The sequence below is a fragment of the Rodentibacter trehalosifermentans genome, from assembly GCF_002000545.1.
GTDB lineage: Bacteria > Pseudomonadota > Gammaproteobacteria > Enterobacterales > Pasteurellaceae > Rodentibacter > Rodentibacter trehalosifermentans.
In genome coordinates, this window is sequence record NZ_MLHL01000032.1 from 1 (window position 1) to 16,187 (window position 16,187).

General features: G+C 41.4%; 16 protein-coding genes. 6 read left to right on the plus strand and 10 right to left on the minus strand.

Annotated features, from left to right (window positions below; all coding sequences use genetic code 11):
- On the plus strand, positions 1–900 hold a 900-nt coding region (locus tag BKK52_RS06425; RefSeq protein ID WP_077478290.1), incomplete at its 5' end, for a NapC/NirT family cytochrome c.
- 28 nt (positions 901–928) lie between these two features.
- The gene (torA, locus tag BKK52_RS06430) at positions 929–3,409 is read left to right on the plus strand and encodes a trimethylamine-N-oxide reductase TorA (RefSeq protein WP_077421326.1); all 2,481 of its coding nucleotides are present in this window, start codon (positions 929–931) and stop codon (positions 3,407–3,409) included.
- Positions 3,410–3,490: 81 nt separating this feature from the next.
- Here the strand turns inward: torA and BKK52_RS06435 are convergent, their stop codons facing one another.
- From BKK52_RS06435 to ulaG, 5 genes are all read right to left on the minus strand, one after another.
- Positions 3,491–4,309, minus strand: a complete 819-nt coding sequence (locus BKK52_RS06435; RefSeq protein ID WP_077421327.1) for a pyridoxal phosphatase — start codon at positions 4,307–4,309, stop codon at positions 3,491–3,493.
- A gap of 54 nt (positions 4,310–4,363) precedes the next feature.
- Positions 4,364–5,059, minus strand: a complete 696-nt coding sequence (gene araD, locus BKK52_RS06440; protein WP_077421328.1) for an L-ribulose-5-phosphate 4-epimerase — start codon at positions 5,057–5,059, stop codon at positions 4,364–4,366.
- On the minus strand, positions 5,053–5,913 hold the full coding sequence (locus BKK52_RS06445) for an L-ribulose-5-phosphate 3-epimerase (RefSeq protein ID WP_077473640.1): 861 nt from the start codon (positions 5,911–5,913) through the stop codon (positions 5,053–5,055). The genes araD and BKK52_RS06445 overlap by 7 nt, the downstream gene beginning before the upstream one ends.
- Positions 5,914–6,006: 93 nt before the next feature.
- Positions 6,007–6,753: an HTH-type transcriptional regulator UlaR gene (ulaR, locus tag BKK52_RS06450; RefSeq protein ID WP_077421330.1), complete on the minus strand. Its 747-nt coding sequence runs from the start codon at positions 6,751–6,753 to the stop codon at positions 6,007–6,009.
- 87 nt (positions 6,754–6,840) lie between these two features.
- Positions 6,841–7,932 carry an L-ascorbate 6-phosphate lactonase gene (gene ulaG, locus BKK52_RS06455; protein WP_077416952.1) on the minus strand — a complete coding sequence of 364 codons (1,092 nt, stop codon included), beginning with the start codon at positions 7,930–7,932 and terminating at the stop codon, positions 6,841–6,843.
- 364 nt (positions 7,933–8,296) lie between these two features.
- On the opposite strand from ulaG, the gene BKK52_RS06460 reads away from it, so the two are divergent.
- The 3 genes from BKK52_RS06460 to BKK52_RS06470 all read left to right on the plus strand — a co-directional run bounded on the left by BKK52_RS06460 (position 8,297) and on the right by BKK52_RS06470 (position 11,407).
- Positions 8,297–10,108 carry a PTS ascorbate-specific subunit IIBC gene (locus BKK52_RS06460; RefSeq protein ID WP_077416954.1) on the plus strand — a complete coding sequence of 604 codons (1,812 nt, stop codon included), beginning with the start codon at positions 8,297–8,299 and terminating at the stop codon, positions 10,106–10,108.
- A 77-nt stretch (positions 10,109–10,185) separates the two neighbouring features.
- Positions 10,186–10,653 carry a PTS sugar transporter subunit IIA gene (locus BKK52_RS06465; RefSeq protein WP_077416956.1) on the plus strand — a complete coding sequence of 156 codons (468 nt, stop codon included), beginning with the start codon at positions 10,186–10,188 and terminating at the stop codon, positions 10,651–10,653.
- 73 nt (positions 10,654–10,726) lie between these two features.
- Positions 10,727–11,407 carry a 3-keto-L-gulonate-6-phosphate decarboxylase UlaD gene (locus BKK52_RS06470; RefSeq protein WP_077478292.1) on the plus strand — a complete coding sequence of 227 codons (681 nt, stop codon included), beginning with the start codon at positions 10,727–10,729 and terminating at the stop codon, positions 11,405–11,407.
- A 272-nt stretch (positions 11,408–11,679) separates the two neighbouring features.
- Here the strand turns inward: BKK52_RS06470 and BKK52_RS06475 are convergent, their stop codons facing one another.
- Genes BKK52_RS06475 through BKK52_RS06485 form a run of 3 tightly spaced genes read right to left on the minus strand, consistent with a single transcriptional unit; the run spans position 11,680 to position 13,037 of the window.
- Complete coding sequence (locus BKK52_RS06475; protein WP_077420958.1) at positions 11,680–12,144, minus strand: outer membrane lipoprotein; 465 nt, start codon at positions 12,142–12,144, stop codon at positions 11,680–11,682.
- Between the two features lie 19 nt (positions 12,145–12,163).
- The gene (locus BKK52_RS06480; protein ID WP_077420957.1) at positions 12,164–12,463 is read right to left on the minus strand and encodes a hypothetical protein; all 300 of its coding nucleotides are present in this window, start codon (positions 12,461–12,463) and stop codon (positions 12,164–12,166) included.
- A 4-nt stretch (positions 12,464–12,467) separates the two neighbouring features.
- On the minus strand, positions 12,468–13,037 hold the full coding sequence (locus BKK52_RS06485) for a VOC family protein (protein WP_077420956.1): 570 nt from the start codon (positions 13,035–13,037) through the stop codon (positions 12,468–12,470).
- A 79-nt stretch (positions 13,038–13,116) separates the two neighbouring features.
- Between BKK52_RS06485 and argS the strand changes: the two genes are divergently transcribed.
- Positions 13,117–14,850 (plus strand): arginine--tRNA ligase, encoded by a 1,734-nt coding sequence (gene argS, locus BKK52_RS06490; protein WP_077420959.1) that lies wholly within the window; start codon positions 13,117–13,119, stop codon positions 14,848–14,850.
- A 36-nt stretch (positions 14,851–14,886) separates the two neighbouring features.
- Here argS and BKK52_RS06495 read toward each other — a convergent pair whose 3' ends face one another.
- Together BKK52_RS06495 and mepK are read right to left on the minus strand one after the other, a co-directional pair.
- Positions 14,887–15,513: an MBL fold metallo-hydrolase gene (locus BKK52_RS06495; RefSeq protein ID WP_077420955.1), complete on the minus strand. Its 627-nt coding sequence runs from the start codon at positions 15,511–15,513 to the stop codon at positions 14,887–14,889.
- Positions 15,514–15,569: 56 nt separating this feature from the next.
- A complete protein-coding gene (gene mepK / locus BKK52_RS06500) occupies positions 15,570–16,130 on the minus strand; it encodes a peptidoglycan L,D-endopeptidase MepK (RefSeq protein WP_077420954.1) in 561 nt (186 codons plus the stop codon).
- Positions 16,131–16,187 lie beyond the last annotated feature (57 nt).

Below are 16,187 nucleotides of genomic sequence, written 5' to 3' on the forward strand. Positions count from 1 at the left end.
GCCGATTGCCACGTTCCACAGGAAGGTTGGCACTATGTGAAAGCAAAATTTATTGCACTTAAAGATGCGTGGTATGAAATGCAGGGTAAATTGGATACGAAGCAAAAATATGAAGCCCACCGTGCCGAGATGGCACAACGGGTATGGGATGAGATGAAAGCAACGGATTCCGAAACTTGCCGTAGTTGCCACAGCTTTGAGGCGATGGAATTTTCTGCACAAAGCCGCCTTGCCAAACAAACCCATATCAGTGCGAAAGCCAATGGACAGACCTGTATTGATTGCCATAAAGGTATCGTCCACTTTTTGCCTGAAACCCATGGCAGCACAGAAGCACAATCCCCCTCCAATTTAGCTGGAAATCTCACCCAACAAGCACCGATTTATGCGACAACGATGAGCTCGGCACAAGACGAACAAGGAGGCGATATTCGCCTAATGCCTTATGCGGAAATCACAAATTGGCAAACCAAAGGTGAGCAATTAGTGGGCAGCTTACAGGGCTGGCAACAAGTCGGTGCCGATTCGGTGCTTTATCAAGCGCTCGGTAAGCGTATTAATGTGGCGTTAGTCGATGAACAGGCGCGTAAAGCCATGACAGTATTACAAACCCAACATGATGAGGTAACCGATTCTGACTGGAAAGAAGTGCGCTTTATTGTTTCTGTACCAAAAGAAAAAATGTCCTCAGATTTGACCGCACTTAATCAATACGGTAGCCAATTAAACCAAACCCATTGCAGTAGCTGTCATGCGGCGATTAGTGCCGATCACTACACGGCAAACCAATGGATTGGCGTGGTCAATTCCATGAAAGATCGCACTTCAATGAATAAAGATGAAGTGCGTGCTTTAACCATTTACTTACAACGCCATGCCAAAGATATGGTTGCAAAATAATTCACTTTCATCGCTAAACGAGGTCAATATGAAAAAGCATAACCTTAATCAACAACGCCGTGATTTCATTAAAAATACCTCCCTTGGTGTTGCCGGGGTATCCCTTTCCGGGGGAATGATGGGGGCTGTATTGTCGAAAACGGCAGCCGCTGCTGAGCCTGAATTAAAAACTGTGGTAACGGCGGCACATTGGGGGCCGATAGGTGTCGTCGTACAAGATGGCAAAGCGGTAAAATCCGGTGCGGCCATAGCACCTGCCATCCCTAATGAACTGCAAACCGTGGTAGCCGAACAACTTTATAGTGAAACCCGTGTGAAATACCCAATGGTACGCAAAGGTTATTTAGAAAACCCGGGAAACAGCGATACCAGCATGCGTGGTCGTGATGAATGGGTGCGGGTATCTTGGGAACAAGCGCTTGATCTTGTGCATCATCAGCTTCATAAAGTGCGTGAACAATATGGCGCCAGTGCCATTTATGCCGGCTCTTATGGTTGGTTTAGTAGCGGCTCTCTCCATGCCTCCCGCACACTTTTACAACGTTATATGAACATCACCGGTGGCTTTGTGGGTTACAAAGGTGACTACTCTACCGGTGCCGCACAAGTGATTATGCCGCATGTTTTGGGTACGATTGAAGTCTATGAACAACAAACCAGCTGGGAAGTCTTACTTGAAAGCAGTGATATCATTGTGCTTTGGGGAGCCAACCCACTCACCACGTTACGCATTGCTTGGATGTCTTCCGATCAAAAAGGCATTGAGTATTTCAAAAAATTCCAAGCCACCGGCAAACGAATTCTCTGTATTGATCCAATAAAAAGTGAAACCTGCCAAATGCTTGGTGCAGAATGGATCCCTGTCAATACGGCAACAGATGTTCCTTTAATGCTTGGGATTGCCCACACCTTAGTCAGCGAAGACAAGCACGACAAAGCTTTCTTAAAAAAATACACCACCGGTTATAGTAAATTTGAAGATTACTTACTGGGTAAAACCGATGGTCAACCGAAAACGGCAGAATGGGCAAGCAAAATCTGTGGTGTGCCGGTGGATATTATTAAACAATTAGCCCATGATTTCTCCACCAACCGCACCATGTTAATGGGCGGCTGGGGAATACAGCGTCAACGTCATGGTGAGCAATCCCATTGGATGTTAGTCACCTTAGCTTCAATGCTGGGACAAATCGGTTTACCGGGCGGAGGTTTTGGTTTTAGCTATCACTATGCCAACGGCGGGGTCCCTACTGCGACAGGAGGAACCATTGGTTCAATCAGTGCCACACCATCAGGCGGGAGCGGGGAAAAAACCTGGTTAGATGATTCGGCAAAATTCTCCTTCCCTGTAGCGCGTATTGCCGATGCCTTGCTCAATCCGGGTAAAACTATTGATTATAATGGTGAGAAAATTACCTATCCGGATATTAAAGTCGTCTATTGGGCGGGCGGAAATCCTTTCACTCAACATCAAAATACCAATTTATTAGTTAAAGCGTTCCAAAAACCGGAAACCGTTATTGTCAATGAAGTTAACTGGACCCCAACAGCCCGTATGGCGGATATTGTTTTGCCGGCAACAACCAGCTATGAACGCAATGACTTAACCATGGGTGGCGACTATTCCATGTTTGCGGTCTATCCAATGAAACAAGTGGTACCACCGCAATTTGAAGCGAAAAACGATTTCGATATTTTTGCCGAACTTGCCAAACGTGCCGGTAAAGAAGAAGCCTTTACGGAAGGCAAAACGGAAATGGAATGGTTGGAAGGATTTTATAAAACCGCGTTCACGAGCGCACGTCAAAACCGTGTTGCGATGCCTCGCTTTGAACGCTTCTGGGAAGAAAACAAACCTTTCCTATTTGAAGCCGATGAAACCGCCAAAAAATGGGTGCGCTATGCCGAGTTTCGTGAAGATCCGCTGCTTAACCCACTTGGCACCCCATCAGGCAAAATTGAGATTTACTCCGATGTGGTGGCAAAAATGAATTATGACGATTGCAAAGGTCACCCCACTTGGATGGAGCCGGAAGAATTTGCCGGTAATCGTACACAAGCGCACCCTCTTGCCCTTGTCACCCCCCATGCCTACTATCGTTTACACAGCCAATTGGCCCACACCTCATTACGCCAAAAATATGCCGTCAATGATCGTGAACCGGTTTTAATTCACCCTGAAGATGCCAAAGCCCGTGGTATTGCAGATGGCGATATTGTGCGTATCCATAACGCTCGGGGTCAAGTGTTAGCCGGGGCTGTTGTAACGGAGGGAATTATTAAAGGGACGGTTGGATTACATGAAGGCGCGTGGTATGACCCACTCGATTTAGGGAAAGGCGAAATGCCGCTGTGTAAAAACGGTAGTCCAAATGTGCTAACCCGTGATGAGGGCACCTCCAAACTCGCCCAAGGTAACTCGCCGAATACTTGTCTTGTTCAGGTAGAAAAATACACGGGCATTGCACCGGAAGTCACGGTATTTAAGCAACCGAAATATTCGGTATAAAAGATCATTTTATACCAGCGAAAGTGCGGTCAATTTTGACCGCACTTTTTTGTAGTGGAATAAAGAAGATAAAAATGAAAATTAGCCTGATAGCACCTCTTTTAACACTTGTGCAATCCCCCCTTCATTATTTGATGTGGTCACTAATTTTGCCTGTGACTTTACTTCCTCTTCCCCATTGCCCATGGCAACGCCTAGGCCCACCCGTGTTAACATACTAATATCATTATGATTATCACCGAATGCGATCACCTCTTTTGGATCGATTCCCCACATATTCAATAAAGCCAACAATCTCCCGCCTTTCGTATTACCAGCATTGGCAATATCTACACGATCTACCCACGACCATTCACAACTAAATTGTGAGATCGGCAGTTCATTGACTACATCATTCATCATCGCTTTATTCTCTGCGCTAATGACACATTTCCAGATTGGGTGATGGTTATCTATCACTTCTTGAATACTTTCAACTTTTCTCACATCTGGGCGAACCTCAGGTGGGCAAGTTTCTACCCATTTCAGAAATTTTTCCATATGCGGGTTAAGTTGCGCATAATTCATTGAATCTCGGGAATACATCAACAGGTGGCAATGATGTTTTTCGGCCACATCATAAATTAATTGTGCCTGTTGTTTGGAAAGCGGATTAGCAAAGGGTGTGGAATCTGTCGCCACATCATAAACATAAGTGCCATTACAACAGATAATGGGTGTATCCAAACCTAATTCGTGATAATAAGGTTTCACGGCAGTATGGTGACGTCCGGTCACCAACAGAATTTTAGTTCCCTTTTCTATTGCAGATTGAATTGCCTGTTTATTTTCCGGCAGAATCTTGCCTTCCGAATTTAATAATGTGCCATCAAGATCAAACGCAACGACTTTATAATTCATTTTTACTCCCCTTAAATTGAAAAGGGCGGTCAAAAACCGCCTTATTTTTAAATATTATTGACCATAATAGGCATTTTTGCCGTGTTTACGAAGATAGTGTTTATCCAGCAACTCTTGTTGCATTGAACCCAAACCTGGTCTTAGCACTTTACTAAACAGATTCATATAAGCCAATTCTTCTAGCACAACTGCGTTATGCACCGCATTATCCGCATCCGTTCCCCACACAAAAGGACCGTGAGAATTAACCAATACTGCCGGCACTTGGTTTGGATCAATATTGCGTTTTTGGAAAGTTTCAACAATCACTTTCCCCGTTTCCAGCTCATATTCTCCCTGAATTTCAGCTGGTGTCATTTTGCGGGTGCAAGGAATTGTGCCATAGAAATAATCAGCGTGAGTAGTGCCCAATGCCAACAGATCTTCACCCGCTTGCGCCCAAGTGGTGGCGTGACGGGAGTGGGTGTGAACAATCCCGCCAATATCTTTAAAGCGGCGGTATAACTCAAGATGTGTCGGGGTATCGGAAGAGGGCTTTTTATTGCCTTCCACCACTTCACCGGTGAACAAATCCACCACCACCATATCTTCTGCGGTCATCACCTCATAATCCACACCGGAAGGTTTTATTACGACTAAATTTGAAGTGCGATCAATTCCACTAACATTTCCCCAAGTAAATGTGACTAATTGGTGTTTTGGTAAAGCCAAATTCGCTTTCAATACCTTTTCTTTTAATGCTTCTAACATTGGAAACCTCCTTCTTTCATTTTTTCTTCGATCCAACGACGGGCGTTAATAATTTCCGCAATAGGTTCATCCGCTTTTTCTGTCCACATCTCAATTAAAAATGCGCCCCGATAATTTAATTTTGCAAGGGTTTTAAAACAAGCAACAAAATCAACACAGCCCTCGCCAAAAGGCACATCTCTGAACTGACCGGCACAGGTTTCGTTCACTTTATAGGTGTCTTTGAGATGAATGGCGGAAATTTTATCCATACCGAGTTTTAACTCTTCGGCAACATTATCATTCCACGCAGAAAGATTACCTAAATCAGGGTAAACGGTAAACCAAGGAGATTCAATGATCTCATCCCATTTCTTCCAGCGGGAAATGGAACTCATAAATTTCGTATCCATAATTTCTACCGCCAAGGTCACTTGATTACTGGCAGCGAGTTCCACCGCCCATTCTAAGCCTTGTTGGAAACGTTGGATTGTACCTTCATCTTGTTCTTCATAGTAAACATCATAGCCGGCTAATTGAATGGTACGAATCCCTGTATCCACCGCAAATTGAATGGCTTTTTCCATAATTTCATAAGCTTTTTGACGGGTGGCTTCATCACGGCTACCAAAAGGAAAACGGCGATGCCCCGATAAACACATAGATGGAATTGTCACACCGGTATTTACGATAGCTTTCACTAATTTCAACCGCTCTTTTTTACTCCAGTCTAAGCGCGCCAAACGCTCATCGGTTTCATCAATAGATATTTCAACGAAATCAAAACCACAAGCTTTCGCAATAGACAAGCGATCTTGCCAACTAATGTTTTTAGGTAAGGCTTTTTCATAAATGCCGAGTTTATGTTTTCTCACTGAACACTCCTGTCAGGATTGGGATAGATAATATGTTCGACTTAAAAATACGAACACCGTGAATAATTTATTTGAATCTTTCTTTCAACTTGTCTAAACGAGCATTACCGATAAACCTTTTTCTTTTAACGCTTGGATCAATTCAGGCTCTGCATGTTTGCCGGTAATTAATAAATCAATATCTTGTAATTTGGTAAATAACATCCCCACTTGTTGCCCTAATTTCGTGCTATCAAGTAGCACCACATATTTCCCCGCCTTGGCGGATAACCGTTGCTCCGAATTGGCAATAATCATATCGGTTTTATACAGCCCCTCGGTGGTAAAACCTTTTCCGCTGGTAAACATAATATTGGCAGCATAGGGGCTTTCGCCTTGGTTGAGGGAAAGGGTAATCGCCTTATTTCGGTTATACTGTCCTCCCATAATCACAATATCTTCATGATTGTTTTCAATTAGCTTATTCGCAAGAGGAATAAAATTTGTGATGATTTGTAATTTTCTTCCGCATAAATGTTCGCCTAACATTTTCATTGTCGAACCGCAGGTTAAAATAATCGAATCACCATCTTGACATAATTGACTTGCCGCCTGAGCAATGCGTTGTTTCTCATCAATATTATGAATAACCGGACTATATTGATAATCAGCAGGAAAAGACTGTATTGACTCTGCGCCGTTACGTACTTTTTTTAATCGACCTTGCTGTGCTAATTTATTAATATCCCGTCTTGCTGTTGCCGGTGAAATCTCAAGTTGATCAACAATTTCTGTTGTCGAAAGTGCTTTTTTCTCAAGTAATAATTGTAACAATCGTCGATGACGATAATTTTCGTTCATTATATTTTCCTTGCTATTTCTTTGATGCCACTGCTAATAATGAACAAAAAATGAGCCACCTTCAAGCAAAAAAGGTGGCTTTTTTTGTTATAACATTGATTTGAATTGAATATTAGGTTCGTGTTCAAAACAATCATCAAAGCCACGAGGGTGATGATATTCAATTAAATCTTTATCACGTGGGTAAACATACTTACCGCCCACTTCCCAGATAAATGGATGGAATTGATATTGCAGACGTTCCTTACGCATTTTCCATAATTGGATAATTTCGTCAGTGCTTGCCATAAAGTTTGTCCAAATATCGTGATGAACCGGAATTATGACTTTACAACGCAAGCTTTCCGCCATACGTAATAAATCAACAGAAGTCATCTTATCGGCAATACCGACCGGATTTTCACCGTAGTTATTAAGCGCAACATCAATATCAAATTGTTTACCATGTTTAGCAAATTGGATTGAGAAATGAGAATCCGCACCGTGATAAATATTACCACCCGGTGTTTTGAACACATAGTTTACCGCTTTGCGTCCCATTTCTTCATCTGATGGGCAAAGACCGGCTAATTCCCCCCCCTGTTCTTCCGCACCTTCAACCGGCAAGGTCACCAAACAAGTGCGATCAAAAGAATCAAGCGCATGAATTTCCACATCTTTTAATTTCACCACATCGCCCGGTTTAACAACAATAATACGCTCCTCAGGCACACCCCATTTTTTCCATAATTCCGCACAGTGCCAAGGACCAACAAATTTCACGTGATCTAATTTAGGGTTATTGACAATCGCTGCTGCCACATTCACATCAATATGATCACTGTGGTAGTGAGAAGCAAGAATAAAATCCACCTCATTAATTGCAAAGGGATCTAACACCATTGGTGCAGCGCGCAAGTTTGGTTGTAATTTACGAACACCCGCCATATTTGCCATTTGGTGACCTCGCACCATATCTTTCACTTTCTTCGTGCTTTTGCCACGACCGCACCATAAATCCATACAAAGATTTGCGCCACCCGGTGTTTTGATCCAAACCCCCACACAACCCAGCCACCACATCGCAAAATTGCCTTCAGGCACAACTTCTTGCTCAATCTCCTCATTTAGCCAGGTACCCCACTCAGGAAAAGTAGAAAGAATCCAACTTTCACGGGTAATTTCTTGAATTTTGCTCATATTTAACTCCTTCAGTTATCAAAATAATCAAAACTAATCATATCAAATCATTTCATTTTGTAAAACACTTTTTCTAAAATTTGTGAACAAGATCTCAATTTGTCTTTTAGTTACTACAAAATAGAACAAATAAGCAATTAAAAATAGGAAAAGATTAGCTCACTAAGCTAAATAAATAAATAAAACCCTTAGCACTTATAAGGTTATGAAAATAAAATGTGATATCGCTCACAAAAAATCAAATCCACTCTTTTTTATTCAAAAATAATTGCTATTATTTGCTGGATTTCTTTTTCGAGATCATTCGAAATGAATTCAAACACGAAGTATTTTCCATTTAATCAAAGTCAACAGAGGTTCTGTTATGGAAACGTTATTAGAGCTATTTATTATTTTTAGGGATCAGGTTCTTAATAAAGCACCACTATTATTAGGTATTGTTGCCTGTATTGGCTATATTCTTCTCCGTAAGGATACAACAACCATTATCAAAGGAACGATTAAAACGATTGTTGGTTTTATGCTCGTTCAAGTGGGAGCCGGTGAATTAGTAAAAGGTTTTAAACCAATCATTGAAAAATTATCCGAATATCACGGCTTAACAGGCGCAGTGATTGACCCCTACACCAGTATGCAAGCCACCATTGAAACTATGGCGGATAATTATGCTTGGGTGGGTTATGCCGTCTTACTCGCATTAGCCTTAAATATTTTGCTTGTGGTATTTAGACGCTTTACCGGCATTCGCACGATTATGCTCACCGGGCATATTATGTTCCAACAAGCCGGTTTGGTCGCTGTATTCTATATGCTCATTGGCGCATCAATGATGGAAACCATCATCTATACGGCAATCATTATGGCGTTATATTGGGGGATTTCCTCTAATATTATGTATAAACCAACTCAAGCCGTAACCGGTGGTGCCGGTTTTTCTATCGGTCACCAACAACAAATCGCCTCTTGGATTGCGGTTCAACTCGCACCAAAACTCGGTAATAAAGAAGACAGCGTTGATAATATGAAATTGCCAAAATGGCTACATATTTTCCACGATAGTATTTCTGCGACTGTATTGGTGATGACCGTATTCTTCGGGATTATCTTACTCTCTTTCGGCTTAGATAATCTGCAAACTATGGCAGGAAAAACACACTGGACAATTTATATTTTTGAGACCGGATTAAAATTTGCCGTGGCAATTCAAGTGATTGTTATCGGGGTTCGGATGTTTGTTGCCGAATTATCCGAAGCCTTCAAAGGTATTTCCGAACGAGTCATTCCTAATGCGGTGTTAGCCATTGACTGTGCGGCAATTTATGCTTTCTCACCGAATGCCATGGTTTTCGGTTTTATGTGGGGAGCAATCGGTCAATTCGTTGCTGTTGGTCTATTACTTGGTTTTGATGCTTCCGTATTAATCATCCCCGGTTTCATTCCAATGTTCTTCTCTAATGCCACCATCGGTGTATTTGCCAACCATTTCGGTGGCTGGCGCGCAGTAATGAAAATCTGTTTTGTGATGGGGATCATTGAAGTATTAGGCTCAGCCTGGGTTATTCACTTACTCTCAACCCAAGGCGCAACCTTTAACGGTTGGATGGGGATGGCTGACTGGGCATTATTCTTCCCTCCAGTATTACAAGGTATTGTCAGTATTCCGTTCTTCTTCTTTGTCATCTTGGCTGCTGCATTTGTTTATATGGCATTTGCTGCGAAAAAATTGCGTGCAGCTGAAGCAGCGGCTGCGGCTGCCGGTAAAACCCTTGAACAAATGGATGGCTATGGCGTGGATGAAGACGAGGAAGAAATCGTTTCCCAAGAACAAGCAACTCAAAGTGCGGTCAAAAGTGATGATGTTTCCGATGATACGGTTAAACCGGTTCGTATCCTTGCTGTCTGTGGTTCAGGTCAAGGTTCTTCAATGATGATGAAGATGAAAATCAAAGGCTATTTAGACAAACGTGGTATTCCAAACATTATGGATTCTTGTGCGGTCACCGACTACAAGGGCAAATTAGACAGTACAGATATTATTGTCTCCTCTAAACATTTATCCGATGAAATTCAAGTGAGTGAGGGTAAATTTGTATTAGGCGTACAAAATATGCTTAATCCAAACTCTTTTGGTGATGAATTAATCGAATTGATTAACAAATTCCAAAATAACAAATAATTATTCACAAAGTGCGGTCAGTTTTCAGTGAAAATTTACCGCACCACTTTCACACTACTATAGTTAAGGATGTCATTATGTTAAAAGAATCACTTATCGCAAACAATTCAATTAAACTCAATCAAACTGCAGCAGATTGGAAAACAGCGATCAAAATCGGCACGGATTTATTAGAGGCTTCCGGTGCTATTGAACCCCGTTATTACGATACCATTATCAGTAATATCGAAAAAATGGGTCCTTACATTATTTTAGCACCGGGTCTTGCCATGCCTCACGCTCGTCCGGAAGAAGGTGTGATCAAAACGGCGTTTGCTTTAGTCACATTAAAAGAACCGATTTATTTTGAAGGTGAAGATGACCCTGTTTATGTTTTAATCACCCTCGCAGGTAGTGACTCCGATCAGCATATGCAAGGTTTAATGGAAATTACTCAAGTGCTTGATGATCCGGATAACGATGATGGTGTAGATTTAAACCGTTTCCGCCACTGTAACAGTGCCGAAGAAGTTTATGCCGCCATTGATAACGCATTAAATGGCTAATCTTATTTGAAAAAGTGCGGTTAAAATTGACTGCACTTTCCCCCATTTCAATTTAACAGAAGGAATAATTACAATGTCTAAACCATTATTACAAATTGCCCTTGACTCTCTTTCTTTAGAAAAAGCAGTTGCTGATGCTAAACAAGCAGAAAGTTCAGTGGAAATCATTGAAATCGGTACCATTCTTGCCTGTGCGGAAGGTATGAAAGCAGTTAGCACCTTACGGGCCTTACACCCAAACCATATTATTGTTTGCGATTTAAAAACCACCGATGGGGGGGCTATTTTGGCTAAAATGGCATTTGAAGCCGGAGCAGACTGGCTGACGGTTTCTGCCGCCGCTCACCCTGCAACCAAAGCCGCTTGCAAAAAAGTGGCTGATGAATTCAATGCCGCACACCCTGAATTAAAGGTGAAAAAGGAAATTCAAATAGAGATCTACGGTAACTGGACTGTCGAAAAAGATGCCAAAGAATGGGTTGAGTTAGGGGTGACACAAGCGATCTATCACCGCTCACGAGATGCCGAATTAGCAGGTAAAGGTTGGACATCAGAGGATGTTGAATTAATGAAAAAATTATCCGCTTTAGGACTTGAGCTTTCCATCACTGGTGGCATTGTGCCGGAAGATATTCATCTCTTCAAAGAAATTAAAAATGCCAAGGCCTTCATTGCCGGTCGAGCGTTAGTAGGTGAAAAAGGCAAAGTTACCGCTGAAGCCATTCGTGCTGAAATTGACAAATATTGGACATAAAACGATAGTGTGATTAAATCGCATTTGAAATTTTGTTAAACTAATTCATAATAAAAATCGGATAAATAATTTAATTTATCCGATTTTTTATAGCCGATACTTCTGAGAGCAAAGTGAAATTTTCAAGCAATAAATTCCAAACTAAATATTTTATTTCCAAAATTCAATAAAAATGAGTAAGTTTTGATAACTCCCCAAAGTGCGGTTGATTTCAGAGGACAAAAAAGCGAACACAAGGTTCGCTTTTTTGAAAAATAAAATTTGATTAATGTTTAGTTAATAACAGAAACATTTAATGATGAGCCACCTACGATTTGAACACGTTTACCTGCAACAAATTGAGGATCGGCTTTTTGTACAACAACAATCGTCTTACCATCATCTTTTTTAATCACAAGTTCGGCACCATTGACCTGACTTGCCTTCTCTTCAATTTTGCTACCGACTACCGCACCTGCAATAGCACCAACCGCCGTTGCTATCGCTTGCCCACGACCGCCACCGATTGCATTACCGGCAACACCACCCAGTACACCGCCACCGACAGTTCCGATGACACCTTGGTTATCTGCTTGAATTTTTACCGGACGAACCGAAACCAATGTACCGTAGCTAATTGAACGAGCTTCTTTCGCTTGAGCGGCAGAATAAACATCGCCACTAAAAATATCAGTATTTGCACAACCTGTTACACCAAGTGCAACAGCAAGTACCAATGCTACTGTCATTTTCTTCATAATTAATCGACCTTATAAATTAAATTGGATTTCTTGGAGACCAAGTTGAAATATTTTTTAAACCATTGCCGTTATCTGATACTTTCACACAAGCGCCCACAACAAGGGTTGAATCATAGGCGTGAGTTACCGTTTCCACTTCGCCTTCTTGTTTATAGGAACAATCATTTTTGCGGATAGTTAATTGAAGGTTTTCCCCTTTCATTTCACTAAAAATTACTTGACCTTTATATGCGCTTTCATCTTTTTGGTTATTTGATGAACAAGCGGCTAAACCTAAACTCAGTAGAACAGTTAATGCTAGGGTCATCTTTTTCATTATGCTAAACCTCGAGTATTTTCTTTATTGAGTAAGGGTGAACTTTTATGCAAGTGTGATTTGCGCTTTTATCTGCAAAACTCACTGCAATGGAAGGATTTGGTAAACGTTCTCCTTCAACTTTCGGTTCACTAACTTTAATTGTTAATTGGGTTAAATGTTGCCATAAAAATTGTTGTTTGATTCTTGCGATCCATGCTTCTGTTGATTCATTCGCAAGGAAGGGAACCACAACCTCAATATGCTCCCAAGTTTCTTGAGGATATCGTTTATTTTTAGGAAACGGTAATTCAATAACATCAACAAATTGCCCGGCAAAGGCAAGCGGTCTTTCTAATTGAATTAAATAGATAGGCCGCCCATTGACGATATTATCGGACAAAATTTTACCGTACTTTAATAATGCTGTCAGCCAAATTTTTGCATTTTGCTCATCATTAACCCTCAACGCAATATGGTCGATATCATAATTGCTTAAATTCAGTTTCATAACAGAGGCAAGTTGTTGAATTTTTTCCTCAAAATCCCTTAATTCATGCCAAAGTGCGGTCAAATTTTCATTGAAATTTGTCATATTGTCCCTTTGAGAAATGCGTAAAGAACGCTATCATAGCCGATTATTTTTACTCTTCAAATTTAACGTAGGAAAAACCGTGAATATTCAATCTATTTTATCCGATAAAATCAAACAAGCGATGATCAAAGCCGGTGCTGATGAATCTTGTGATGCTCTTGTACGTCAATCAGGAAAACCACAATTTGGTGATTATCAAGCAAACGGTATTATGGCGGCTGCCAAAAAATTGGGCTTAAATCCTCGTGAATTTGCTGAAAAAGTCCTAGAGAAGGCAAATTTATCCGATATTGCAGAAAAGCTTGATATTGCAGGTCCGGGTTTTATTAATATTTTCCTCAATCCAAATTGGCTTTCCAAACAAACGTCTTATGCCCTTGCCCAACCTCATTTAGGTATTCAAACCCCGGAAAAACAAACCATTGTTATCGACTATTCTTCCCCTAATGTCGCAAAAGAAATGCATGTGGGCCATCTTCGCTCCACCATTATTGGTGATGCCGTTGCCCGTACCTTGGAATTTTTAGGGCATCATGTTATTCGGGCAAACCATGTGGGGGATTGGGGAACCCAATTTGGTATGCTCATTGCCTATCTTGAAAAAATGCAAAACGAACAGGCTAATGAAATGGCTCTGCAAGATTTAGAAGGCTTTTATCGTGAAGCTAAAAAATGTTATGACGAAGATGAGGTTTTTGCCGAAAAAGCACGCCAGTATGTGGTAAAACTACAAAGTGGTGATGAATATTGCCTGTCTATGTGGCAACGTTTAGTGGATATCACCATGCAGCAAAACCAACGTAATTACGATCGTTTAAATGTCACCTTAACAGAAAAAGATGTCATGGGTGAAAGCCTATATAACCCTATGTTGCCAAGCATTGTTGAAGATTTGAAAAAACAAGGGTTAGCCGTTGAAGATGAGGGCGCTCTTGTTGTGTATTTAGAAGAATTCAAAAATAAAGAAGGCGAACCCATGGGGGTTATTGTACAGAAAAAAGACGGTGGCTTCCTTTACACAACCACAGATATTGCCGCCGCCAAATACCGCTACGAAACCTTAAAAGCCGATCGGGCTCTTGTTTTCTCCGATACCCGCCAAAGCCAGCACATGCAACAAGCTTGGCTCATTACCCGTAAAGCAGGCTATGTCCCGGAGCGTTTTTCTTTGGAACACAAAAACTTCGGGATGATGCTGGGTAAAGATGGCAAACCTTTCAAAACCCGCAGCGGCGGCACGGTGAAATTGGCTGATTTATTAGACGAAGCCATTGAACGGGCAACCACACTTATCAATGAAAAAAATAGCGCACTCTCTGATACGGAAAAAGCCGCTGTAATTGAGGCGGTGGGAATTGGCTCAGTAAAATATGCCGATCTCTCTAAAAATCGCACCACCGATTATGTGTTTGATTGGGACAATATGCTTAGTTTTGAAGGCAATACTGCCCCTTATATGCAATATGCCTACACCCGTATTCGCTCAATTTTCAATAAAACAGACGTGGATATGACCGCACTTTCTGAGGCAGAAATCATTCTCGACAATGAAAAAGAACGGGCGCTCGCCATTAAATTACTTCAATTTGAAGAAGCGGTACAAACCGTCGGTAAAGAAGGCACCCCTCATGTACTTTGTGCCTATTTATATGAATTAGCCGGCATATTTTCCTCTTTCTATGAACATTGCCCAATTTTAAATGCCCAAGAGGAAAAGGTGAAATTAAGCCGTTTAAAATTAGCCCTATTAACCGAAAAAACTTTAAAACAAGGTTTAACATTATTAGGCATTAAGACCGTTGAAAAAATGTAATCCCATTGAAAAAGGCGCTTAATGCGCCTTTATTTTTTACTTTAAGAAAGGATTATCGGCTTTTTCTCGTCCAATCGTTGTATAAGGCCCGTGACCGGCAATAATGATCATATCATCATTGAGTTTAAATAATTTCTCACGAATGGAAGAAATCAATTGAGTGTAATTTCCTCTTGGAAAATCTGTTCGCCCAATCCCTCCTTGAAATAATACATCGCCGGTAAATGCCACTTTCTTATCTTGCTCAATAAAGCCGATATGCCCGGGCGTATGGCCCGGTAAATGGAAAATATCAAATTGAAAATCACCGATATTGAGCGTTTCACCTTCCTTCAGCCACCGATCCGGTAAAAATGCTTCAATGTGCGGCAAACCAAAACGTGCAGCTTGTTCCGGCAGACTTTCAAATAAAAAGCGATCCTCTTCCTGCGCCCCCCAAATTTCTACCTTAAAATACCCTTTCAATTGGCTTGCCGCCCCTACATGATCAAGATGCGCATGCGTCAACAAAATCACTTTTAAATCCAACCCCAGTTCTTCAATTCGCTGAATCAGTTTTTCTGCTTCACCACCAGGATCGATAATAGCGGCCCTTTTTTCATCATCCCAAATTAATGAACAATTTTGTTGAAATGCTGTGACCGGAATGATCTCGATATTCATTTTCTCTCCTTCTAAACAAAAAACCGCACTAAAGTGCGGTTGATTTTTTCAACGTTTTACACGCCCCGCCAAGTTCTTACAGGGCCGGTGTCCACATGAACAAAATTACTGCGAGGATAAAAGCCTACCCCTCCGTTATTTAAACGCTCCGCCGCTTGTTTTACCTTGGCCAGTGGTACGCCCTCTATACGAAAATCAATTGCCTGACCTTTCACATGGTAACTATTGCTGGCAACCCCACGACTTTGGCGATGGCGCATCGCATTGGTTGCCGGAGAACGATAGCCACAAATAATTTGAAACTCTGCAGTTTGTAACCCTAACTGATTTTGAATACGATAAAACTTCATAAACAAATTCGGATCCATACGATGCACCTGATTCGTGCGTTTATCACGCATGAAATGATCCAATTTTTTAAGCATTGAAGCGGAAAAACCTCCATTTGGTGAAAACGCCGCACTTAAGCGTTCGCCCGTATTGATATTACGGAATGCCAAAATACGGGGTTTAGGTGTAGAAACCATAGCAAGAATCGGATTAGACACCATCGTCGCCCCCAATACAATTCCCCCCAAAGACAGCCACTTTCGGCGACTGTGGTTAATATTGCTCATTATTTTCTCCTTTTACTATCGTTTTTTGATAAAAAACCACATCGTTGTTAAAGTGCG